Origin of the sequence: Roseomonas haemaphysalidis (assembly GCF_017355405.1) — a bacterium.
GTDB classification, from domain to species: domain Bacteria; phylum Pseudomonadota; class Alphaproteobacteria; order Acetobacterales; family Acetobacteraceae; genus Pseudoroseomonas; species Pseudoroseomonas haemaphysalidis.
On record NZ_CP061177.1, the window covers coordinates 2,649,483 to 2,671,887 of the forward strand.

Below are 22,405 nucleotides of genomic sequence, written 5' to 3' on the forward strand. Positions count from 1 at the left end.
TAATCTCCGGTCGCTAAAACGTTATGCCACTTGTGGCAGAGGGGATGAGGCGATGTTGGCCTGCTGTCTGGCGCCTATGCGTTCCTGGACCAGGTGGCTGCAGGCGTTCATGCTGCTGGCCTGCCTGACGCCCCGTCCCGGACAGGCTGACGAGCCGCTTCGCCTCAAGGTCATCGGCGGCCTGGCCGACGTATCCCAGTTTGTGCGCTACGAGGAACCCTTCTGGCGCCGCCGCCTGTCGGAGCTCACCAATGGCAAGGTGGTGGGCGAGATCGCGGCCTTTGACCGCGCCGGCTTCCGGGCCGAGGAGATGCTGCAGCTCATGCGGCTCGGCGTCGTGCCGTTCGGCACCGCGCTGCTGGCCATCGTGTCGTCCGAGGAGCCGGAATTCAACGCCGTCGACCTCCCTGCCCTCAATCCTGATTTCGCCAGCCTGCGCCAGACGGTGCGCCTGTATCGCCCGCATCTGCGGCGCATTCTGCAGGAACGGTATGGCATCGAGCTGCTGGCCGTCTACACCTACCCCGCCCAGGTCACGTGGTGCAGCCGCCCCTTCACCGGCTTGGCGGATCTCGCCGGCCGGCGGATCCGGACCTCTTCGGTCGGCCAGGTAGAGATGTTCGAGGCCCTGGGCGCGACACCGGTGGTGATCCCTTTTGCAGGCGTCGTCCAGGCTATCAAAAACGGTGTGGTGGAATGCGCGGTCACGGGTGCCCTGTCCGGCAATGCCGTTGGATTGCAGGACGTCACGACGCACATCCACTCCATGGCCCTGACGTGGGGCGTGTCCGTCTTCGGCGCGAACCAGGAGGCCTGGAACGCTTTGCCGCCGGATCTGCGAGACACCATCCAGCGTGGCCTGGTTGAACTGGAAGACAACATCTGGGAAGGCGCCGCGCGCGAAACCGGCGAAGGGATCGATTGCAACACCGGCCGGGCCGGCTGCATCACGGGGCGCAAGGGCAACATGACCTTGGTGCCGGTCACCCCGGCCGACGATGCGCGGCGCCGCAGCCTGCTGACGCAGACGGTGCTGCCACGCTGGGTGGACCGTTGCGGCACGGACTGTGCTGATGCCTGGAACCGTTACCTGGGTCCGGTCTTGGGCATTCCAGCGTATGCGAATTGAAATGGCGCATGCGCGACGGCTGCGCCTGGCTGTTATCATCGGGGTCGTCGCCCTGGTGCTGGCGCAATGGGTCACCGCCGCGCTGCTGGTCGGCAGGGCGCGTGAGGCAGCATTGGCGTCATCGTCCGACACGGTCCAGCGCATCGCCCGGGCGGTCGAAGCATCCCTGAACCGCAACTTCGTTTCAGTGGATGCCATGCTCGCCGGCTTGCCGGCGATCCTCGCACCGCTGGCCGCGAATGGCCCCCCGGATCAAGCGCTGATCAACCGCGTGTTGCGTGAGCTGAACAATCAGAACTTCACCTTTCGCGATGTGCTGCTGGTGCAGGCGGACGGCACGCCGCTGGCCACCGGGCTGGCCGTGTCACGCCGTCGTCCCCTGCCCACCTCGCTGATCTCGACCTTTTTCGAAAGCGGGCCGCGGGCCGGTGCGGTGCTGATCGGCGGGCCGTTCCGCAACCCAGCGACGGGCGAATGGGCCTTGTTCCTGGCGCGCCGGGTGTCGCTGCCGCATGTGGGTCCGCTGATGGCGGTGGCCGAGGTCCCCATTCCCGTCATCAGCACCCTGCTGGCGGTGAGCGGCGAGGGCGCGGGCCTGCGCATCCGGCTGGAGCGTGACGATGGCACGCTCATGGCAAGCCTGCCGCATGATGAAACGCTGATTGGCCACAAGCTCAGCCCCCCCGCCGCCGAACGCCTGCTGCTGCCGGATGCCGGCAGGGTGATCCAGACGACCAGCCGTTTCGACCAATCGGCGGTGTTGTCGGCCGTGCGTCCGACGCTGTATCCCGCACTGACGATCGCGGTGAGCATGCAGCTCGACGTCGCCCTGGCAGGATGGGATCGCGAGCGGACGCGCGCCTATATGATCTCCGCCGGCTTCGCGGTGCTGGTGCTGGTCATCGCCGCAACCTTGATCGTCGCGCTGCGGCAGCGCGAACGGGTGGAAGCGGAGCGCAGCCGCTGGCGTGCCACTCTGGAGAACGCCATCGATTCCATGACGGATGGCTTCGTGATGTGGGACGCCAATGACCGACTGGTGGCCTGCAACAGCCGCTACAAGGACTTCTACCGGGTCAGCGCGTCCTTCATCACCCCCGGCGCACATTTCGACGACATCATGCGGGAAGGCTTCAAGCTCGGGCAGTACCCGCAGGCGGACGCCGACGTGGAAGCCTTTCTGGAAGAGATGCGGCTTTGGCACCGCGGCGAAAACCGCCCCATGGAGCGTTTGCTGCCGGATGGCCGCTGGGTGCTGGTGACCGAGCGGGCAACGCCGGATGGCGGCACCGTCGGCATCCGCACTGACATCACAGAGATCAAGCGTACCATCGACGACCTCGCCGCCGCGCGTGACGCGGCGGCGGCGGCGGGCGAGGCCAAAAGCCAGTTTCTGGCCCGCATGAGCCATGAGCTGCGCACCCCGTTGAACAGCATCCTTGGCTTCGCGCAGGTGCTGCTGAACGACCCGCGCGTCATTGCCGACCAGCGGGAGCAGTTGCAGACGCTGCATGATGCCGCGCGGCACTTGCTCGATCTCGTGAACGGCCTGCTGGATCTTTCCAAGATCGCTGCCGGGCGATTGGAGATGCGATCCGCGCCGACGGAACTGCGCCCGTTGCTGGAGCGCTGCGCAACGCTGATGGGCCCCGAGGTGAAGCGCAAGTCACAGCACTTCGAGATGGACGTCAGCAGCGACACGCCGACGACGGTGATGGTCGATGCCATGCGGCTCCGGCAGCTGTTGCTGAACCTCTTGTCCAACGCGGTGAAATTCACGCCACCTGGCGGGCAGATCTGGCTGCGGGTCAGGCCCCTGGAAGGCCGTGGCGTGCGGCTGGAAGTCCAGGACAGCGGGCCGGGCGTGCCGGCGGAGCAACAGCACCTGCTGTTCCGCGATTTCGTGCAGCTCGCGGCGCCCACGCTCAGCACCAACGAGCCTGGCACCGGTACCGGCCTCGGGCTGGCCATCGCGTCGCAGCTGGCCTCTCTGATGGGGGGCCGCATCGGATGCGACAGCCCGCCGGCCGGCGGTGCGTTGTTCTGGGTGGAATTGCCCCTGCCGGCGGCCGAGCTGCCCTGGCCCCCAGGCCGGCCATCGGCTGCCGAAGCCGGCACCCCCAGCCCAGGTCCGGCCGTGCGCGAGGCGCCGCTGCGCGTGCTGGTGGCCGATGACGTGGCGGCCAACCGGCTCGTCGCCCGTGCCATGCTCACCAGCGCGAATCACCATGTCACGCTGGTGGAAGACGGTGCTGCGGCCCTTGCCGCCGTGCAGGCCGAGACCTTCGATCTGGTGCTGATGGACCTGCAGATGCCGGTGATGGATGGGCTGGAAGCAACACGGCACATCCGCGCCCTGCCGCCCCCGCAGAACCTGCTGCCGATCGTCGCCGTCACCGCGTCCGTTCTGCCGGAGCAGATCGAGGCCTGCCGGCAGGCCGGCATGGATGCGCATCTCTCGAAGCCGATCGATCGTGAAAGCCTGCTGCGGCTGGTCGCCGGCTACCGCCGCAAGGCGGCGGCCATGCACGAAGCCACGGCGGGCCGCCCGCCGTTGCTTGACGTCGCGGTCTTCGAGGCCATGACCAACGACCTGGGCGCCGCCGCCCCCGCCGTGCTGGCCGAGTTCATGGTGGAGCTACGGCGCGGCCTGGAAACGCTCGGGCCTTGCACGGCGCAGACCGATGCCGCCTTTCTTCGCTCCGCCGTACATCGCCTGACAGGCGTTTCACGGACGCTGGGCGGCGCGCGCCTGGTGTGGGCGCTGGAACAACTGGCCCAGCAGATCGGCCAGCCCGAGGTGGAAGACCGGATCGCCGAGGCGCTGGTGGTGCTGGAGGATACCCTTCAGGTGGTGCTGACCCAGCCGCATGCCCCCGCCGTGGCGGAGGTGGCGCCGCAGGATCGCTAGGCCCGCCCCGCCCCCTCAGGGCATCAAAGCCACCCGCTCCGCCAGCAGGGCAAAGAAGCCATCCGCACTGATCGTTTCCAGCAGCGTGGCATTCGCCGGCGCTCCGCTGCGCCCCCAGCGGTCGATATGTGTCCGTCCACGCCCCGGTCCATGGCCGCATTCCACCTGCACCGCGACGGGCCGGGTGGTGAACAGATCGGGGCGGATCATCCAGGCGACCGCGCAGGGGTCGTGCAGCGGATGCCCCCGGTGCTCCATCCGCCGCGACGGCGGAACGGCATGCAGGATTTGCCGGCAGGCATCCCAGCACCTGCCACCGGAAATCCGGTCCATGGCCGCAAGCCGGTCCGGCGTCACCAGGGCCTGGGCCGTCAGGTCCAGGGTGGCCAAGGTGACTGGCCGGCCGGTGGCCATCAGGATCGCCAGGGCCTCCGGGTCCATGGCCGCGTTGAACTCGGCCCCGGGGGTCCAGTTCCCTTCGCCCAGCGCGCCCGTCATCAGCACGATCTCGGCCACCCGGTCAGCCAGCTGCGGCTCGGTGGCAAGTGCCAGGGCCAAGTTGGTGGCGGCGGCAATGCCGAGCAGCGTCACCGATCGCGGCGGGGCCGCACGCAGGCTGGCGCGGATGGCGTCGGCGGCGATGCCGGGCGTGGCGGCCGGGCCCTGCGGCAATGGCACCCCCGCCAGCCCATCCGAACCGTGCACCTTGACCTCGGCCTGGAAGGCACCGAGCAACGGCCGTTCGGCACCGGCAACCACGGGGATGTCGCTTTGGGCGAGGCCCAGGATGGCGCGGGCATTGGCCAGGGTGCGGTCCAGCCCGGCATTGCCGCCGGCGACGGTCACCAGGACGATCTCCAACTCTGGCGACGCCAGCGCCAGCCACAGGGCGACCGCATCATCCGTGCCGGGGTCGCAGTCGACGATGACGCGGCGGGTCATGCCGCGAGCTCCGCTTCGACGATGCTGGCCAGGAAGGCGGCACCCGCCGCCAGCGCCGCGTCGTTGAAATCGAAATGGGGGTTGTGGTGGAACCCTTCCGGGTGCGCCGGCTCGCCGGTGCCGAGCCAGGCATAGGCTCCCGGGCGCGCTTCCAGCATTGCCGAGAAGTCCTCGCCCGCCGTGATGGCCGGAAAATCATCCCGGGCCCCGGCGGCGCCCACGGTCGCGCAAGCGGCCCGGTGCATGATCGCCGCCTGGGCCGCGTGGTTCACCGTGGGCGATAGCCTGCGGGTGTAGCGATAATCCGCGGCGACGGAATGGGTGCTTGCCATCCCGGCGGCGATGCCGCCGATGCGTGCTTCCAGGAGGTCGCGGGTGTCGGCGGTCAACGCACGCGCGGTGCCGCGAAGCAGCACCTCCGCCGGGATGACATTCGGCGCATCGGGGTCGCCGGCCGCGATGTGCCCGACGCTCACCACGCCGACGCCCATCGGGTCCAGCTCCCGGGCCACGATGGCCTGCAACGCGGCAACGAACTGCGCCGCCGCCAGCATCGCGTCGGTGCCGAGATGTGGCTTGGCCCCGTGCGTGCCCCGCCCGCGGAATATGACCTGCCAAGTATCCGAGGACGCCAGCACCGGCCCCTTGGGTACGGCGATGGTGCCAAGTGGCAGACCGGGGAGGTTGTGCAGGGCATAGACGGCATCGGCCGGGAAGCGCTGGAACAAGCCTTCGGCCACCATGCGCTGCCCGCCGCCACGGGATTCCTCGGCGGGCTGGAAAACGAAATGGGCGGTGCCGGAAAAGATACCTCGGCGCGCGGCCAGCCATTTGGCGGCGCCCAGCAGCATGGCGGTATGGCCGTCGTGCCCGCAGGCATGCATGCGGCCCGGGACCGTGCTCGCATAGGGAACTCCGGTCTTCTCCTGCATGGCCAGCGCGTCCATGTCCGCCCGCAGGGCAACGGCGCGGTTGCCGGGTGCGCCGCGCAAGGTGCCCACCACGCCAGTCCCCGCCAGGCCCTCCGCGACCTCGATCCCCGCTTCGCGGAGCTCGGCCGCGACAAGCGCGGCGGTGCGGTTTTCCTCGAAGCCCAGTTCGGGATGGGCATGCAGGTCGCGGCGCCACGCGGTCATTGCGGGAACAAGCGGCTCAAGCGCCTCGGGTGTCGGCATCGGACGTCCTGGACAGGTCTGGCCCGCAGCGTCTTGCGTTGCGGCGGGTCGGTCAGCATGGCAGTTTGCGCGCTCGCGGACCACCCGCCCCCCATCCCGCCCGGAGACTGCCGTTCCGATGTCCCGCCTGCGTCCTGGCCTGTTCGCGGCTGCCCTCGCCGCTTCCCCCCTTCTCGCCACGGCGCCCCAGCCGGCCCAGGCACAGGACCTGCTGCGCATCGGCATGGAGGCGGGCCCGACCAGCCTGGATCCGCACTACGCCAGCATCATCACCAACATCGCCTTCAGCCGGCACGTCTTCCAGCCGCTGATGGAGCAGGATGCGCGGCAGGTGCTGAAGCCGGCCATCGCCACGTCCTGGCGCGCTGTCGACGACCTCACCTGGGAGATCAAGCTGGACCCGGCGGCGCGATTCCACGACGGGGCGCCGGTGACGGCGGAGGACGTGGCCTTCACCCTGAGCCGTGCCGGAGACGTGCCGAACTCCCCCTCGTCCTTCCGCGTCTACACGCGGCCGATCCGGTCGGTGGAGGCGATCGACCCTGGGACGCTGCGCATCCACACCAGCGCCCCCACGCCGCTGCTGCCGAACTACCTGTCCTTGATCATGATCGTGTCGCGCAAGCACGGCGAGAACGCTACGACCAACGACTACAACTCCGGCAAGGCGATGATTGGCACCGGTCCTTACCGGCATGTGTCGTGGCAGCCGGGAAGCCCGGTGGTGATGGAGCGCAATGACAGCTTCCATGGCCCCGCCCCGGTCTATGCACGGGTCGAGTTCCGGCCGCTGGCCAATTCCGGTGCCCGCGTCGCCGCATTGAACGCGGGCGACGTGGACCTGATCGAGATCGTGCCCCCCGACCAGTTCGCCAAGTTCCGCGCCGACCCGCGCTTCACGGTCTCGGAAAGCCCGTCCAACCGCCTGCTGTTCCTGACCCTGGACAGCGACCGGGAATCCACGCCGCATATCCGGGGCCGTGATGGCTCGGCCATCCCCAATCCGTTGCGCGATGCCCGCGTCCGCAAGGCGCTTTCCATGGCGATCAACCGCGAGGCCTTGACCAGCCGCGTGCTGCAGGGCCAGGGCAAGCCTGCCGGCGACCTTGGCCCCGCCGGGTATTTCGGCACGTCGCCGGACCTGACGCCGGAACCGTTCAACCTGGATGGCGCGCGCCGCCTGCTGGCCGAAGCCGGCTACCCGAATGGCTTCTCGGTGCAGGTGAACGGTCCGAACGACCGCTTCGTCAATGACGAGCAGATCGTGCAGGCCATTGCGCAGATGTGGACGCGCGCCGGGCTGCAGACCACGGTGGAAACCCGCCCGCGCGGGGTGTGGCTGTCCGAGGCGGCGCAGCTGAAGTATTCGGTGAACTTCGCCGGCTTCTCCCCTAACCCCGAGGTGCTGGGCATGCTGGAAACGCAAATCCACACCTGGGACACCAAGCTCGGCCTCGGCACCGCCAACCGTGGCCGCTTCAGCAATGCGGAGATCGACGCGATCATCCAGCAGGCACGCCAGACCATGGACAATGGCGAGCGGGAGCGACTGACACAGCAGGCGACGCGCATGGCCTTGCGCGACCAGACGGCGCTCATCCCGCTGTATTTCGCCGTCAACACCTGGGCCATGAAGAAGGGCCTGACCTACGAGGCGCGCACCGACGAGATGACGCTGGCCACCAGCGTGTCCCGCTCGCCCTGACCCTGCCCCGCCGGGCGCACAGGCGCCGGCGGCCCGCCACAGCACAGGCGCGGCAGCGCGACGGAAGGGTGAGCCGATGGTTCGACGCGTGGGGCCGGACATGGTCCAGGGGATCGAGCTGGCACCGCTTTCGCCGCCCAGCAATCTGACGGCCGAGCTGGTGCGCCGACTGGCCGCCGAGATCCGTGCCGGTCGGCTCAGTCCGGGCGACCGGCTGCCCACCGAGCAGGCGCTGATGCGACAGGCCGGGGTTTCCCGTACCGTGGTTCGGGAGGCGGTGTCCGCACTGCGGGCCGAGGGGATGGTCACGACGCGCCAGGGCGTTGGCGCCTTTGTGGCCGACCCCGCCGCCCGGGGGCAGGTGCGGATCGACCCGGGTGAGATGCGGTCTGTGGCCGATGTTGTTCAGGTGATCGAGCTGCGCATCGCGATCGAGAGCGAGGCCGCGGGGCTGGCTGCGGAACGCCGCGACCCGTCAGGCATGGCGGCGATCCAGGCCGCCGCACAAGCTTTCGCGCTGGCGGTGGAAAGTGGCGATGGCGCCGTGCTGCAGGATCTCGCATTCCATCGGGCCATCTTCGCCGCGACGGGCAACGACTTCTTTCCGCGCTTCCTGGAATTCCTGGGGCCTCTGCTGATACCGCGCCAGACCATCGGCCAGCACCTTGAGGAAGGCGCTGCGCGTCTTGCTTATCTGCGCCGGGTCCAGGACGAACATGCGCGCATCACTGCCGCCATAACGGCCGGTCACGCCGCGGCGGCACGCCTTGCGATGCGGCGGCATCTGGCCGCCAGTCGTGACCGCTATGCCAAGCTGGCCCGGCACCTTGCGGCGCGGGACCATCAGTAGGTCGGCAGTTCGCTCACGTCGGAAAGGTAGGCGAGCACGGAGCGGGCCAGGGCCTCGACATCCTCGACCGTGGTGAATTCATCGGCGGCATCGATGTTGCTGCCTTGCCGGCGCAAGCCACCCAGCAGGATTTCCTGCACACCCGCCTGCTGCACGAAACCCATGGGCGACGCCATGGCCCCCGACCAGCACCGGAAGCCTGTCGCGGGAAAGCCGAACCCCCAGCTCAATGACTTCTGCCACCGGCCACCATTCGGCCCCTGATCCGCCCCGGCCACCGGCGGCGACTGAGCGACGATGCGGACGCCGACCCCAATTCCCGGCCAACCGGCAAGGCTTTCCTGCACCGCCTGCCGTAGCTCAGCAACAATCCGTGGCACGTCCTGCACCGAGCGAAAGGCGTGGCAAACCAGGATCTGCTCGCTATCCGCACGTGATCCACCGGCTTCGCCCGCCCGCACCGGCGTGATGCAAAGCTCCTCGGCCGTGCAGTCCCCATCGCAGCATTCGCTGCATACAGGTTCCTGACCGGCGGCCCCAATGGCAGCGCGGAAGTCGGCCAATCGTAGCGTCACCATCCTGGCAGCCTCATCAAGGCGATGGGTCGAGGCGCCTTCGGCGTTCAGGGTGATCGACAAGTGGAGGATGCCGGGGCTCGCCGTCCAGATGCGGGGTGCTGCGGTGCCGTTCAGGTAGATCACATGGTCGCCCATGATCCCTTCGGCGGCCAGATGGCGCAGACCGGCGTGTTCGCCGACGCGCGGCTCAGCACAGAAGACCAGCAATGGGTCGCAGCCAAGGTCGAGGCCCACGGCATCGGCCGCGCACAAGGCCGCCCAGACCGCCGCCATCGCGCCCTTCGCGTCGGTGGTTCCACGCCCGTAAAGGCGGCTGCCATGACGACTCAGCGCGAAGGGCGGTCGTGTCCAACCATCGCCCGGCGGCAGCGTGTCGGTATGGAAATAGATGGTGCAAACGCGCCGGCCCGTGCGTCGCATTGCCGTCATCGCCAGTTGCGGATCACCGTCGGATGGCACGGCCAGTCGTTGGAAGCACAGGCCAAGCGGGGCGAACATGTCGTGCAGAACGTCGGCAAGCTCGTTGCCCGCTCCGCGGCCATCGCCCGTATCAAGGGCAACCAGTTGGGCGAGCTTGTCGATCCATCCCGTCGCGCCCAGCAATGGCGACGCCAGCGACAACCGTTCTAGATTTCCGGACTGCGCAGTCACCGGACCGAAGGCCGCCTGGCCTTCCTGGATCGCCCAAACTGTTTCCCTCGACCACACGGCAATCGGATGTCCTGGTTCGGCACCACCTGGTAGCGGCACCTGTTCCAGCTGTAACAACATCCGACGCCCGGACCGAGTCCAGTGTCAGTCCGAGCACGGGCTTTTGAAGGTCAGCGCCGGGCGCGATGGTCCTGACGCGCATCGGTCTCGCCAGCCGGCACCGGCTCCACGCGAATATGCGGTTCGGTCGGATCGGGACGACGGGCCGCGGCGGCGAAGCGCGTCGCCACATGCGGCGCCACCTCGAAATGGGTTTCCCGGCCGAGAATGCGGATACGCCCGATTTCGCCGCGCGCCACCTTCCCGCGGCGGCACAGGAACGGCAGGATCCACTTCGGATCGGCCTTGCCGTCACGCCCGACATTCATGCGGAACCATGCGCCCTCGCCACCTTCCCGCTCCCGCGGGGCACGGGTGGGGCGGCGGTCGTCCTGCACGGCGGACAGTTCCTCCGGCGCCGGCAGCGGTGCGCGGAGCAGGCGGATCAGCGCGGCAGCCACCGCCTCCGGGCCGGCAGCGGCCAGCAGCGCCTGGCCAGCTTCCAGCTCGTCGGCCGCGGGCTCCTCGGCGGCCAGCGTCTTCGCTTGCTCACCCAGCCGGACCGTATCCCGCTCCCGGATCAGCTCGGCCGAGGGTGCCTCGCCCCAGCTGGCCTGCAGCTTGGCCGCCATCAGCAGCCGCTCGGCGAAACGCCGGCGGCTTGGCGGCACCACCAGCACGCTCACGCCCTTGCGCCCGGCACGGCCCGTGCGGCCGCTGCGATGCAGCAGCGTCTCGGGCTCCTTGGGCAGCTCGGCATGGATCACCAAGCCGAGGTCCGGCAGGTCGATGCCGCGCGCCGCGACATCCGTGGCAACGCAGACCTGCGCCTTGCCATCCCGTAGGCCCTGCAACGCACGGCTGCGCTCGGCCTGGGTCAGCTCACCGGAGATCGACACCGCGGCGAAGCCACGCTCGGCCAGATTGCCATGCAGCCGGGCCACGGCGGCGCGCGTAGAGCAGAACACGATGGCGCGGGGCGAATCCGACGCACGCAGCAGGTTCACCACCGCGCGCTCCACGTCATGCGGGGCGATGATGGCGACGCGGTACTCGATGTCGCCGTGCTGGCCGCCTTCCTTGCCGGCCTCGATGCGCAGGGCATCGCGCTGGTAGCTTTCCGCGAGATGGGCGATGGCCTTGGGCACGGTGGCAGAGAACATCAGGGTCCGCCGCCCTTCCGGCGCGGCGTCCAGGATGGCTTCCAGCTCCTCGCGGAAACCGAGGTCCAGCATCTCGTCCGCCTCGTCCAGCACCACGGCGCGCAGCGCATCCGGCTGCAGGTTGCCGCGGTCCAGGTGGTCGCGCAGGCGGCCCGGGGTCCCCACGACGATGTGCGCGCCCTGCGACAGGGCGCGGCGCTCGGCGATCGGGTCCATGCCGCCCACGCAGCTGACAACGCGGCCACCGGCCGGCGCGTACAACCAGGCCAGCTCGTTCTTCACCTGCAACGCCAGTTCCCGCGTCGGCGCCACTACCAGGGCGAGCGGGTTGCGGGCGGGCGGCAGGTGGTCCTCGCTGCCCATCAGGTCCGGCGCCACGGCGAGGCCGAAGGCAACGGTCTTGCCGGAGCCGGTCTGCGCCGACACCAGCAGGTCACGGCCCCGCGTCCCGTCCTCCAGCACGGCGGCCTGCACGGAGGTCGGCTCGGCATAGCCGCGCTCGTGGAGGGCGCGCAGCAGCACGGGGGGCAAGGAGGCAGGAAAGGGCATAGGTCGGCAAAAATCCGGCGGATGATCGGTGCAGGGACGGCGATGGGCCATGGCAGGCGTGGTGCTGGCTGCACTGCAACGCCCGGCGATGACGCGCCTCATACCCCGCCCCGCCCCGGATTGCATCTTTGGCGTTGGGTTGGGTGGGGAGACATGCGATGCACGCATGGGTTGGCGGTGTTCAAGCCCGCTTGCGGGCGGGCCCACAGAGCGGCATTGTAGATCCTGGAAATGCACGTCATTTCCCGCGGAATTTGACGCATGCAGCTTGCCCCGCGACACCAACCGCTAAAGCGCCAGGACGCCAGCCCGAAATGATGCGACCCTTCTGTCGGAACTAGGCCCCGCCCGGACCTCCGCCTGAACACAGGCCGAGCGCCCCCGCACCGTCCGTTTTCCGCCGAGCCTGCTCGGCCTGCTTCTCCGGAATAGCCATGCCCGCTTCATCGCCCGGGGTGTCCCCCGTGCCGTCGCCCGTCATCCGCCTGCGCGGGCTGACGCGGCATTTCCGCAACCGACAGGGCAGTGTCACCAAGGCGCTGGATGGCGTTTCGCTGGATGTCGCCGCCGGCGAGATCTTCGGCATCGTCGGCCGCTCGGGTGCCGGCAAATCGACCCTGATCCGCTGCGTGAACCTGCTGGAGCGTCCCGCCGAGGGCGAGGTGCTGGTGTTCGGCGAAAACCTGCTGACGCTGGATGACGCGGCGTTGCGCCAGCGCCGGCGTGGCATCGGCATGGTGTTCCAGCACTTCAACCTGCTGTCGTCGCGCACCGTCGCCGGCAACGTGGCGTTTCCGCTGGAAGTCGCGGGCATGCCGAGGGCGGAGCGGGATGCGCGCGTGGCGGAGGTGCTGGCGCTGGTCGGGCTGGCGCAAAAGGCCGAGGCTTATCCGGCGCAGTTGTCCGGCGGCCAGAAGCAGCGCGTCGGCATCGCCCGCGCCCTGGCCCCCCGCCCACGCATCCTGCTGTGCGACGAGGCGACCAGCGCGCTGGACCCGGAAACCACCCATGACATCCTGGGGCTGATCCGCAGCCTGCGGGACAAGCTGGACCTGACGGTGCTGCTGATCACCCACGAGATGGCGGTGGTGAAGGAGATCTGCGACCGCGTCGCCGTCATGGAAGCGGGGCAGGTGCTGGAACAGGGCCGGGTGTTCGATGTCTTCACCCGCCCGGCACACCCGACCACCCGCAGCTTCGTCGCCGGCACCATCGGCCATTCCGTGCCCCCCGGCACCGTGGCGCGCCTGCCGCCGCCGCGCCCCGGCGAGGAACGACGGCTGCTGCAGGTGCTGTTCGCCGGCCCTAACAGCACGCGCGCGGTGATCAGCGAGGCTTCGCGCCGCTTCGGCATCGACCTCGACATCATTTCCGGCCGCATCGACGAAATCGCTGGCGAGCCCTTCGGCCTGATGGCCCTCGCCGCCTATGGCGCGGCGCCACGGCTCGACGAGGCTGTCGCGTGGTTCGAGGAACTCGGCCTAGCCGTGACGCCGCTGGCGGAGGTGCGTTGAGATGATCCCCTGGCTCACCCCTTCCCTGCAGGACTTGTTCCTGGAAGCCGCCTGGGAAACGCTGATCATGGTCGGCGGCGCGGCGCTCATCGCCGTGGTCGTCGGCCTGCCGCTGGCCTTGCTGCTGCATGCCACGGCGCGCGGCGGGCTGGCGCAGAACGGCCTGGTGAACCGGCCGGTCGGGCTGCTGATCAACGCCGTGCGTTCCACCCCGTTCATCATCCTGATGGTCGCCATCGTGCCGTTCACCCGCATGGTGGCGGGCACCTCCATCGGCACCACGGCGGCCATCGTGTCGCTGGCACTGGCGGCCACCGCCTTCACCGCACGCCTGTTCGAAAGCGCCTTCAGCGAAGTGGACCGCGGCGTGGTGGAGGCGGCGCGCGCCATGGGCGCCACCCGGCTGCAGATCCTGTGGAAGGTGCTGGTGCCGGAGGCGCTGCCGGGCCTGATCGCGGCCGTGACCGTCACGCTGGTCAGCTTGGTCGGCTTTTCCGCCATGGCCGGTGCCGTGGGCGGCGGCGGGCTGGGGGATCTCGGCATCCGCTTCGGCTACCAGCGCTTCATGCCGGAAGTCATGGCGAGCGTGGTGCTGGTGCTGATCCTGTTCGTGCAGGGGCTGCAATCCCTGGGCGACTGGCTGGTGCGGCGCGTGCGGCGCCGCTGAACGACGCAAAAACAAAGGAACACGCCGGATGAGCTTCAATCGCCGCGCCCTGCTGGGTGCCAGCCTTGCCCTGCCCTTCGCGCCCCGCGCCTTTGCGCAGGGCGCCGATCCCGGCACCGCCGCCCGCCCGCTGAAGGTTGGCGCGACCGCCGGCCCGCACAGCCAGGTGCTGGAAAAGGTGCAGGAGATCGCTGCCCGTGACGGGCTGGTGATCCGCATCGTGCCCTTCACCGATTACATCACCCCGAACGCCGCGCTGGCGGCGGGCGACCTGGATGCCAACAGCTTCCAGCACCAGCCGTTTCTCGACCAGGCCGTGAAGGACCGCAACCTGCCGCTGGTGGCGGTGGCCAAGACCCTGGTCTTCCCGATGGGCATCTATTCGCGCAAGCACAAGCGCATCGCCGATGTGCCGAACGGCGGCCGCATCGCCATTCCGAACGACCCGACCAATGGCGGCCGCGCCCTGGTGCTGCTGGCTGCCGCCGGCGCCTTCAAGCTGCGCGACGGGGCCGACTTCCGCGCCACGGTGGCGGACGTGACCGAGAACCCCCGCCGCCTGCGCATCGTCGAGCTGGAAGCGGCTCAGATCCCCCGCGCGCTGGACGAGGTGGAGGCCGCGGCCATCAACACCAATTTCGCCATTCCCGCCGGGCTGAACCCGGTGCGCGACGCCATCTCCATTGAAAGCGCCGACAGCCCCTACGCCAACCTTGTGGTGGTGCGGCGCGACAATGCAGACGCGCCGTGGGCCCGCAAGCTGGTGGCGGCTTACCAGAACGACGAGATCAAGACCTTCGTGCGCGACACCTTCCAGGGTTCGGTCGTACCCGCTTTCTGAGGAGCCAGGACCATGTTGACCCGACGTTCCCTTGTTTTCGCCGGCGGCGCGGCCCTGCTGCTGCCCCGGACCCTGCGCGCCCAGGGCGCGACGGACATCGGCACCACCGCGCGCCCGCTGCGCGTCGGCGTCACCGCCGGCGTGCACGGCCAGGTGCTGGAGGTGGTGCGCGACGTGCTGGCACGCGACAACTTCGTGGTCAGGATCACGGAGTTCGCCGATTTCATCCAGCCCAACGTGGCGCTGCAGGCGGGCGAGATCGACGCCAACACCTATCAGCACCAGCCGTTCCTGGACGCGCAGAAGCAGCAGCGCGGCTATGACTTCGTGCCGGTCGGCAAGACGGTGCTGACCGTCATGGGCGTGTTCAGCCGCAAGGTGAAGGCATTGTCGGACCTGCCCGCCGGGGCCCGCGTCGCCATCCCGAACGACCCGACCAACGGTGGCCGTGCCCTGTTGCTGCTGGCCAAGGCCGGCGTGTTCAAGCTGCGCGACGGCGCCGACTTCCGCGCCTCCGTGGCCGACATCACGGAAAACCCGAAGCGCATCCGCATCGTGGAGCTGGAAGCCGCTTCCATCGCCCGCAGCCTGGATGACGTCGATGCCGCCGCCATCACCGGCAACTACGCCGTGCCGGCAGGGCTGAACCCCATCCGGGACGGGCTGGCGGTGGAGGGTGCCGACAGCGTCTACACCGTGCTGGTGGTGACCCGCCGGGGCGACGAGGCGAAGCCCTGGGCCGTGAAGCTGGCCCGCGCCTATGCCGACCCGGCGGTCAAGGACTTCGTGGAGAAGACCTTCGGCGGGTCCGTCATCGTCGGTGCCTGATCAGGCGTAGCGGGACATCGCCAGGTCGGCATGCTCGATGTTGGGCCGCTGGCCGCCGACCAGATCGGCGGCCAGCTTGCCGCTGCCGCAGGACATGGTCCAGCCCAGCGTGCCATGGCCGGTGTTCAGGAACAGGCGGCTGAACTTCGTGGGGCCGATGATCGGCGTGCCGTCGGGGGTCATCGGCCGCAGGCCAGTCCAGAACTTCGCTTCCTCGTAGCGCCCGGCATCGGGGTACAGGTCGCGCACGGAATGCAGCAGGGTCTGCTTGCGTTCCTCGTGCAAGGACAGGTCGTAGCCCGCGATCTCGGCGGTGCCGCCCACGCGAATGCGGTCGCCCAGCCGGGTGATGGCGATCTTGAAGGTCTCGTCCATCACGGTTGACACCGGCGCGGCCATCGGGTCGGCGATTGGTACGGTGATGGAATATCCCTTCACCGGATAGACCGGGATCTTCAAACCGAGCGGAGCCAGCAGCTTCGGCGAATAGCTGCCCAGCGCCAGCAGGTAGCGGTCCGCCGTCAGGGTGCCGGCGCCGGTGACGACGCCGGAAATGTCGCCACCCTCGACCAGGATGCGCTCGATGGCCGTGCCGTAGCGGAACACCACCCCCTTCTCGACGCAAAGGGCCGCCAGGCGTTGCGTGAAGATCTGCGCGTCGCCCGTTTCGTCCTCGGGCAGCCGCAGGCCACCGACGAACTTGTCCCGCACCCGCTCCAGCGCGGGCTCGGCCCCGACGCAGCCGGCGGGGTCCAGCACCTGGAAGGGCACGCCGTATTTCCGCAACACCCGCAGGTCATCGCCGATATGGTCCAGCTGCTGCTGGGTACGGAACAACTGCAAGGTGCCCCGCTCGCGCTGGTCGTATTCGATGCCCGTCTCGTTGCGCAGGTCGGCCAGGGCGTTGCGGCTGTAGTCGGCCACCCGCACCATGCGGGACTTGTTGGTTTGATAGGCGGCCTCGGTGCAGTTGCGCAGCATCTGCAGCAGCCACGACCATTGGCGCGGGTCGAGGCGCGGCCGCACCACCAGCGGGCTGTGCCGCATGGTCATCCACTTCAGCGCCTTCTGCGGGATGCCAGGCCCGGCCCAGGGCGAGGAATAGCCGAACGACACCTGGCCGGCATTGGCGAAGCTGGTTTCCAGCCCCGCCGCCGGCTGGCGGTCCACCACCGTCACCTCATGCCCCGCCCGGGCGAGGTACCAGGCGGAAGTAACGCCGACCACGCCGGCGCCGAGAACGAGAACCTTCATCGCAGCCATGCTCCGCCACGCGCCGAACCTGGGCGCGAAAGCATGAGCGTAGTCGGGAAATCACGGCAGGTGGTTGCGATCAGCGGCAGACCATGCGATTTGCGCCGCTCAACCTCGAATTTTCTGCGGTTATGTCGAAGATTCTTCAACCATCCACCCTCGACCCGACCGACCGCCGCATGCTCCGGTTGTTGCGGGCGGATGGGCGGATCAGCAATGCCGACCTTGCCGCCGCCATCGGGTTGTCGCCCTCGGCCTGCCTCCGGCGGCGCCTGCTGCTGGAGGCGGCGGGGGTCATCCGGGGCTACACCGCCATCATCGAGGAGCAGGCCACCCAGGCCCGCACCGTGGTCATCGTGCAGATCACCCTGGAACGTCAGACGGAAGACGCCTTCAACCGCTTCGAGGCCGCCGTCCGGCAATGCCCGGAAGTCTGCGAATGCTATCTGATGACCGGAGCATCCGACTACCAGTTGCGGGTCGAGGCGCGGGACGCGGCGGATTACGAGCGAATCCACAAGGAGCAATTGTCGCGCATGCCCGGCGTGTCACGCATCCAGTCGGCCTTCGCCATCCGCACCGTGGTGCGCAGCACCCCCGCCCCGGGCACGGAGGACTAGCGGCGCGTCCCGGCTGCCGCCTATCCTGACGACCGCAACCAGGCCAGGATCTGCCGCATGTCGGGCTGGTTCCACGTCTCCGGGCGGATCTCCCGCCGGCAGTTCTGGCAGGAATACGTTTGGCCCCTGGCGGCGCTGTTCATCCTGGGCGCGATGCTGGACGAGATGCTGTTCACCGCCGGCATGGCGATGCCCGACCCGGACGGCGGGCTGGTCACCAGCTTGGCCGCCATCATCGGGGTGATCGGCATGGTCGCCGCCTTCGTCAAGCGGCTGCATGACCTCGGCCTGCCGGGCGGCTGGGTGGTGCTGATCTTCGGCTTGCCGGCCATCGGGCCGTTGTTGGCCCTTCTGCTGCTCGGCGGGCTGCCCGGTGCGCCAGGGAGCAACCGCTTCGGACCACGCCCCCCCGGCTAGACTCCCCGCCAGCCGCCCCACATCACGGCCAGCCGGTCCGCCACCCCGCGCGGCGGGGGCGGTGCCGCCGGGCTCCAGCCCCTGGCCAGCACGCGGCGCAGGTCCCGCTCCGCCAGGCGGCCGGGCAGCACCGCGGCCACGGCTTGGCGCGGCAGGCCGGACAGGTCGCGCCGTGCCTGCCGCAGCCGGGTCAGCGCGTCCTGCGCCAGCACCTGCGCCACTGCCGTGACCCCGGATGCGGAGGGGTCGCGCACCACGTCTTCCGGCGTCAACCCGTGCTGCCCGAGCAGGTCCGCCGGCAGCAGCGTGCGGCCCTGCGCGGCGGCGGGGCCAATGCCTCGCAGCATCCGTGCCATGCCCGAACACGCGCCCACCGCCTGCAGCGCCGGCACTAGGTTCGCCGGCGCGCCCAGCACCTGCCCGGCCGCCACGGCATGCCCGCCGCCGGTGCCGCGCAGAAAGGCCCAGAGCGCATCGGCACTGGGCATTTCCTCCTCCACCTCGGCTTCCCGCGCGTCGATCATCGGAAGCAGCGCATCGGCATTCAGCCGGCCCTCCCGGATGGCGCTGCACAAGGGGGCCGCGACCTCATGCTGGCGGGGCGGCGCGTCGCCGGCGGCTTCCTCCACCACGTCGCGCCACCATTGCAGGCGGATCAGCCCGGTCATGACGGTGCTGGTGACCGCCCTGGCCCAAGCCAGCTCATGGTCGAAGGCTGAAAGCAGAAACAGGGTTTCCCGCTGTGCGGGCGGCGCGAACAGGGCGCAAAGAAAGCGGTCCGGGTCATTGCGCCGCAAGCTGGCGGCGAGTTCGGAAAGCGGCGCGGGATCGGGCATGCGGGCGTTATGAACCGCCCGGGGCCGGAGGCAAACCCGGCCGCTTGCTTGACGTGCCGTGGGGGCACGCCTAGCTGTCACGGCGGTTACGAAACATCAGCCACGGCATCCGCCGCGGCCCGGACCATCGCACGGGAGTATCGCCACATGGCCTTCAGCCTGCCTCCGCTTCCCTATGACGCCTCCGCCCTCGCCGCTTCCGGCATGTGCCAGGAGACGCTGGAACTGCACCATGGCAAGCATCACCAGGCCTATGTCACCGCGCTGAACGGCCTGGTGGAAAGCAAGGGCCTCGCCGGCAAGACGCTGGAGCAGATTGTCGCCGAGGCCGGCAAGGCCGGCGCCGACGGCCTGCCGGTGCTGAACCAGGCCGGTCAGCACTGGAACCACACGCTGTTCTGGCAGGTGATGAAGCCGAATGGCGGCGGCGACAGCCTGCCCGGCAAGATCGGCGCCAAGATCAACGAAGATTTCGGCGGCCTCGCGCAGTTCAAGGAAGCCTTCAAGCAGGCGGGCGTCACTCAGTTCGGCTCCGGCTGGGCCTGGCTGATCATGGACCCGAGCGGCAAGCTGAAGGTCACCAAGACCCCCAACGGCTCCAACCCGATCGCGACCGGCGAGGGCACCCCGCTGCTCGGCGCCGACGTGTGGGAGCACGCCTACTACCTCGACTTCCGCAATGTCCGCCCCGGCTACCTCGACAACTTCCTGGCCAAGCTGGTCAACTGGGAGAAGGTCGAGGAGATCATGAACGCCGGTGGGCTGAAGTCCGGCCAGTCGGCCTGATCGCCTTTCGTCCATGAAAAAGGGCCGGAGGAAATCCTCCGGCCCTTTTTTTGTGTCCGCTGTCCGCCGGGTTCAGCCGGCCTTGGCGTCGTTCGCAGCCGTCGGGCGGATGACGCTGCCGATGGTGTTGCGCACCACGTTCAGCCGCGTGTTCGGCGCCACCTCGATCTCGATCTCCTCGGAGCCTTCCTTCACCTTGGTGACGGTTCCGAGAATGCCGCCGCCGGTGATGATGCGGTCGCCACGCTTCAGCGAGGTCAGCATCACGCGGTGTTCCTTGGCACGCTTCTGCTGCGGGCGGATCAGCAGAAAATAAAACACCACGAAGATCAGGATGAGCGGGGCGAACTGCAGGACCATGGCACTGGCGCCGGCAGCGGCGTCCTGAGCATAGGCGGGAGAGATGAACATCTTGGGGGGCTTCCGTCTTGCCGTGTGACGGGCGCGAACCTAGCCTGCCGGCCTGTCCAGTCAACCATGCCAGCCCAGTCCAAGCCTGGACGCCGGAGCGCAGCGTTTGTCCGAAGCGTCGTCCCACCCCTTGTTGCCCACCCTCGCCCGCATCGCCCAGGCCCTGGAACGGCTGGCCCCGCCGCCGGCTGGCAGGCCCGACCTGACGGTCGCCGACGCCTTCGTGTGGCACCCCGCCTCAGGCCAGGGCGCCCCTGCCCGGCTGCAGCCGGTGCGGCAGGTGGCGGCGGTGGAGATCGGACTGCTGCAGGGCGTGGACCAGCAGAAGCGGCTGTTGACGGAGAACACGGTCCGCTTCGCCCGCGGGCTGCCGGCCAACAACGCCATGCTCTGGGGCGCACGGGGCATGGGCAAGTCCTCGCTGGTCAAGGCGGCGCACGCGGCCGCCAATGCCGGGCTGCGGGGCGGCCTCGTCCTGGTCGAGATCCAGCGCGAGGATATCCGCACCCTGCCCGAGCTGTTGAACCTGCTGCGCGACAGCCCCCGGCGCTTCCTGGTCTTCTGCGACGACCTGTCCTTCGAGCGGGAGGACCAGGACTACAAGGCGTTGAAATCGGTGCTCGATGGCGGCATCGAAGGGCGCCCCGCCAACGTGCTGTTCTACGCCACCAGCAACCGCCGCCACCTGATGGCGCGCGACATGATCGAGAACGAGCGCAGCACCGCCATCAACCCGGGCGAGGCGGTGGAGGAGAAGGTCTCGCTCAGCGATCGCTTCGGGCTGTGGATCGGCTTCCACAACGCCGACCAGTCCACCTTCTTCGCCATGGTCGAGGGTTACGCGGCATCTCTCGGCCTGGATGTCCCGCCGGAGGAACTGCGACGGCAGGCGGTGGAGTGGTCGGTGACGCGTGGCGGACGGTCGGGCCGCGTGGCCTGGCAGTTCATCATGGATCTCGCCGGGCGGCGGGGCGTGGCCCTGCCCGCCCGATGACCGACGCCCCGGTGCCACGCCAGCCGGCCCGCCCGCGGCCCAGGGGGGCGCAGCGGCGCGATGGTCGGTTCCTCAATCCCGATGGCAGCCGCGCCGGGCCGAGCGGCGCGGAACTGCGGCGATTGTTCGCCGAGCGGAACCAGGGCACGCCCTGGCCCAGGCAGGTGCAGGACCCGCCCTTCCCGCCGCCGGCCTTGCCGCCGGAAGGACATGTGGCGATTACCTTTGTCGGCCATGCCACCTTCCTGATCCGGTTCCATGGCGGCCCGACCCTGCTGACCGATCCGATCTGGAGCGATCGGTGCAGCCCCTTCTCCTTTGCCGGCCCGAAGCGGGTCCGGGCACCGGGGCTGGACCTGGACGCGCTGCCGCCGGTCGATGCGATTTTGCTCAGCCACAACCACTATGACCACTGCGACATCCCTACCCTGCGGCGCCTGCAAGCGCGCGGCACGACCCGGATCGTGACCGGACTGGGCAACGCGAAGCTGCTGGCCAAGCACGGGCTGCGGGACGTGCTGGAACTGGACTGGTGGCAGGACGCCGCCCTGCCGGGCGGGGCGGTGGCGACCTTCCTGCCGGCGCGGCACGTCGGCGCCCGCAGCTTGTTCGACCGCGGGCGGACGCTGTGGGGCGGCTTCGCCATCCGGGCCGGCGGCGGGCGGCTGCATTTCACCGGGGATTCGGCCTGGGGCGCGCATTTCGAGGAGATCGGCCACTTCGCCGGTCCGTTCGACGTGTCGTTGATCCCGATCGGCGCCTATGAGCCGCGCTGGTTCATGCAGCAGGTCCACATGAACCCGGAGGAAGCCGTGCGCGCCTTTCAGGCCCTGCGCACCCGGCAGGCCCTGGCCATGCACTTCGGCACCTTCAAGCTGACCCAGGAAGCGATCGATGCCCCCGCGCACGCTCCGGGCGTGGCGCTCGCCGCCGCCGGCATCCCGGCGGAGGACTTCGCCCTGCCGGGCTTCGGCCAGACGTTCGTGGTGCCCCTGACGTTTGGCTAGGGGGCGTTGCCGAAGATGCGCTGCCGCACCTGGTCGCCTGGGTGCAGGCCCAGCCGCTCGGCGGTTCCGGCGGCGAGCTCCAGCGTGGCACGGACAGGGCCGCGGCTTTCCACGGTGGCGAGGCTCAGCGGCACCGTGCGCTCGGCGATGCGGCGGATGCGGCCATCGGCGTTGATGAACACCATGTCCAGCGATGTGATGGTATTGCGCATCCACATGGCGCTGTCGCGCGGCGCGCCCCAGTCGAACAGCATGCCGCCGTCCGGCTTCACCTCCGGGCGGAACATCAGTCCCACCGTTTGCTGGTCGGCGGTCAGGGCCATCTCGACTTCGAAGTCGTGGTGCGTCCCGTCACGGGTGACGATCACCAGCTTCTCGGTCGGCAGGGCCGGCTGTGGCCCCGTCTGGGCCCGGGCAGCGGTGATCATGGGGAGGAGCGCTGGCAGGGCCAGCAGGAGGCGGCGGCGCATGCGCATGC

Annotated in this window: 21 protein-coding genes; 13 read left to right on the forward strand and 8 right to left on the reverse strand. The window is 69.3% G+C overall.

The features are described 5' to 3' along the window. Positions 1-109: 109 nt before the first annotated feature. Together IAI59_RS12270 and IAI59_RS12275 are read left to right on the forward strand one after the other, a co-directional pair. Positions 110-1,129 carry a TRAP transporter substrate-binding protein gene (locus IAI59_RS12270; RefSeq protein WP_237180840.1) on the forward strand — a complete coding sequence of 340 codons (1,020 nt, stop codon included), beginning with the start codon at positions 110-112 and terminating at the stop codon, positions 1,127-1,129. Between the two features lies 1 nt (position 1,130). Then, on the forward strand, positions 1,131-4,040 hold the full coding sequence (locus IAI59_RS12275) for an ATP-binding protein (protein ID WP_207418425.1): 2,910 nt from the start codon (positions 1,131-1,133) through the stop codon (positions 4,038-4,040). 15 nt (positions 4,041-4,055) lie between these two features. On the opposite strand, the gene IAI59_RS12280 is transcribed toward IAI59_RS12275, so the two are convergent. After that, positions 4,056-4,982 carry a nucleoside hydrolase gene (locus tag IAI59_RS12280; protein ID WP_207418424.1) on the reverse strand — a complete coding sequence of 309 codons (927 nt, stop codon included), beginning with the start codon at positions 4,980-4,982 and terminating at the stop codon, positions 4,056-4,058. Next, positions 4,979-6,241, reverse strand: coding sequence for an amidohydrolase (locus IAI59_RS12285; RefSeq protein WP_336512478.1), 1,263 nt, complete (start codon positions 6,239-6,241; stop codon positions 4,979-4,981). The genes IAI59_RS12280 and IAI59_RS12285 overlap by 4 nt, the downstream gene beginning before the upstream one ends. A 34-nt stretch (positions 6,242-6,275) precedes the next feature. Here IAI59_RS12285 and IAI59_RS12290 point away from each other — a divergent pair, with 34 nt between their 5' ends. Next, complete coding sequence (locus IAI59_RS12290; RefSeq protein ID WP_207418423.1) at positions 6,276-7,862, forward strand: ABC transporter substrate-binding protein; 1,587 nt, start codon at positions 6,276-6,278, stop codon at positions 7,860-7,862. 76 nt (positions 7,863-7,938) lie between these two features. Further along, positions 7,939-8,712, forward strand: a complete 774-nt coding sequence (locus tag IAI59_RS12295; protein ID WP_207418422.1) for a FadR/GntR family transcriptional regulator — start codon at positions 7,939-7,941, stop codon at positions 8,710-8,712. On the opposite strand, the gene IAI59_RS12300 is transcribed toward IAI59_RS12295, so the two are convergent. Both IAI59_RS12300 and IAI59_RS12305 read right to left on the reverse strand, forming a co-directional pair. Beyond that, a complete protein-coding gene (locus tag IAI59_RS12300) occupies positions 8,706-10,061 on the reverse strand; it encodes a M20/M25/M40 family metallo-hydrolase (protein WP_207418420.1) in 1,356 nt (451 codons plus the stop codon). The genes IAI59_RS12295 and IAI59_RS12300 overlap by 7 nt on opposite strands. 50 nt (positions 10,062-10,111) lie before the next feature. Further along, positions 10,112-11,752: a DEAD/DEAH box helicase gene (locus tag IAI59_RS12305; RefSeq protein WP_207418419.1), complete on the reverse strand. Its 1,641-nt coding sequence runs from the start codon at positions 11,750-11,752 to the stop codon at positions 10,112-10,114. 434 nt (positions 11,753-12,186) lie between these two features. Between IAI59_RS12305 and IAI59_RS12310 the strand changes: the two genes are divergently transcribed. Genes IAI59_RS12310 through IAI59_RS12325 form a run of 4 tightly spaced genes read left to right on the forward strand, consistent with a single transcriptional unit; the run spans position 12,187 to position 15,602 of the window. After that, positions 12,187-13,266, forward strand: a complete 1,080-nt coding sequence (locus IAI59_RS12310; protein WP_207418418.1) for a methionine ABC transporter ATP-binding protein — start codon at positions 12,187-12,189, stop codon at positions 13,264-13,266. 1 nt (position 13,267) lies between these two features. Continuing rightward, positions 13,268-13,933: a methionine ABC transporter permease gene (locus IAI59_RS12315; protein WP_207418416.1), complete on the forward strand. Its 666-nt coding sequence runs from the start codon at positions 13,268-13,270 to the stop codon at positions 13,931-13,933. A gap of 28 nt (positions 13,934-13,961) precedes the next feature. Further along, positions 13,962-14,774, forward strand: a complete 813-nt coding sequence (locus tag IAI59_RS12320) for a MetQ/NlpA family ABC transporter substrate-binding protein (protein WP_207418414.1) — start codon at positions 13,962-13,964, stop codon at positions 14,772-14,774. 12 nt (positions 14,775-14,786) lie between these two features. Next, positions 14,787-15,602, forward strand: a complete 816-nt coding sequence (locus IAI59_RS12325) for a MetQ/NlpA family ABC transporter substrate-binding protein (protein WP_207418412.1) — start codon at positions 14,787-14,789, stop codon at positions 15,600-15,602. Here IAI59_RS12325 and IAI59_RS12330 read toward each other — a convergent pair whose 3' ends face one another. Next, positions 15,603-16,856, reverse strand: a complete 1,254-nt coding sequence (locus IAI59_RS12330) for a D-amino acid dehydrogenase (RefSeq protein WP_207418410.1) — start codon at positions 16,854-16,856, stop codon at positions 15,603-15,605. It abuts the gene before it with no gap. 131 nt (positions 16,857-16,987) lie between these two features. Here IAI59_RS12330 and IAI59_RS12335 point away from each other — a divergent pair, with 131 nt between their 5' ends. Then, on the forward strand, positions 16,988-17,476 hold the full coding sequence (locus IAI59_RS12335; RefSeq protein WP_207418408.1) for an Lrp/AsnC family transcriptional regulator: 489 nt from the start codon (positions 16,988-16,990) through the stop codon (positions 17,474-17,476). 57 nt (positions 17,477-17,533) lie between these two features. Further along, complete coding sequence (locus IAI59_RS12340; RefSeq protein WP_207418406.1) at positions 17,534-17,893, forward strand: DUF805 domain-containing protein; 360 nt, start codon at positions 17,534-17,536, stop codon at positions 17,891-17,893. Here IAI59_RS12340 and IAI59_RS12345 read toward each other — a convergent pair. Continuing rightward, positions 17,890-18,729 carry a phytoene/squalene synthase family protein gene (locus tag IAI59_RS12345; protein WP_207418404.1) on the reverse strand — a complete coding sequence of 280 codons (840 nt, stop codon included), beginning with the start codon at positions 18,727-18,729 and terminating at the stop codon, positions 17,890-17,892. The genes IAI59_RS12340 and IAI59_RS12345 overlap by 4 nt on opposite strands. A 147-nt stretch (positions 18,730-18,876) precedes the next feature. Between IAI59_RS12345 and IAI59_RS12350 the strand changes: the two genes are divergently transcribed. After that, positions 18,877-19,515 carry a superoxide dismutase gene (locus tag IAI59_RS12350; protein WP_207418402.1) on the forward strand — a complete coding sequence of 213 codons (639 nt, stop codon included), beginning with the start codon at positions 18,877-18,879 and terminating at the stop codon, positions 19,513-19,515. A 72-nt stretch (positions 19,516-19,587) separates the two neighbouring features. Here IAI59_RS12350 and yajC read toward each other — a convergent pair whose 3' ends face one another. Then, complete coding sequence (gene yajC, locus IAI59_RS12355) at positions 19,588-19,926, reverse strand: preprotein translocase subunit YajC (protein WP_207418401.1); 339 nt, start codon at positions 19,924-19,926, stop codon at positions 19,588-19,590. A gap of 106 nt (positions 19,927-20,032) precedes the next feature. On the opposite strand from yajC, the gene IAI59_RS12360 reads away from it, so the two are divergent. Further along, complete coding sequence (locus tag IAI59_RS12360) at positions 20,033-20,920, forward strand: ATP-binding protein (RefSeq protein ID WP_207418397.1); 888 nt, start codon at positions 20,033-20,035, stop codon at positions 20,918-20,920. Next, positions 20,917-21,927, forward strand: coding sequence for an MBL fold metallo-hydrolase (locus tag IAI59_RS12365; RefSeq protein WP_207418396.1), 1,011 nt, complete (start codon positions 20,917-20,919; stop codon positions 21,925-21,927). The genes IAI59_RS12360 and IAI59_RS12365 overlap by 4 nt, the downstream gene beginning before the upstream one ends. On the opposite strand, the gene IAI59_RS12370 is transcribed toward IAI59_RS12365, so the two are convergent. Further along, positions 21,924-22,397, reverse strand: a complete 474-nt coding sequence (locus IAI59_RS12370) for a DUF192 domain-containing protein (RefSeq protein WP_207418395.1) — start codon at positions 22,395-22,397, stop codon at positions 21,924-21,926. The genes IAI59_RS12365 and IAI59_RS12370 overlap by 4 nt on opposite strands. Positions 22,398-22,405 lie beyond the last annotated feature (8 nt).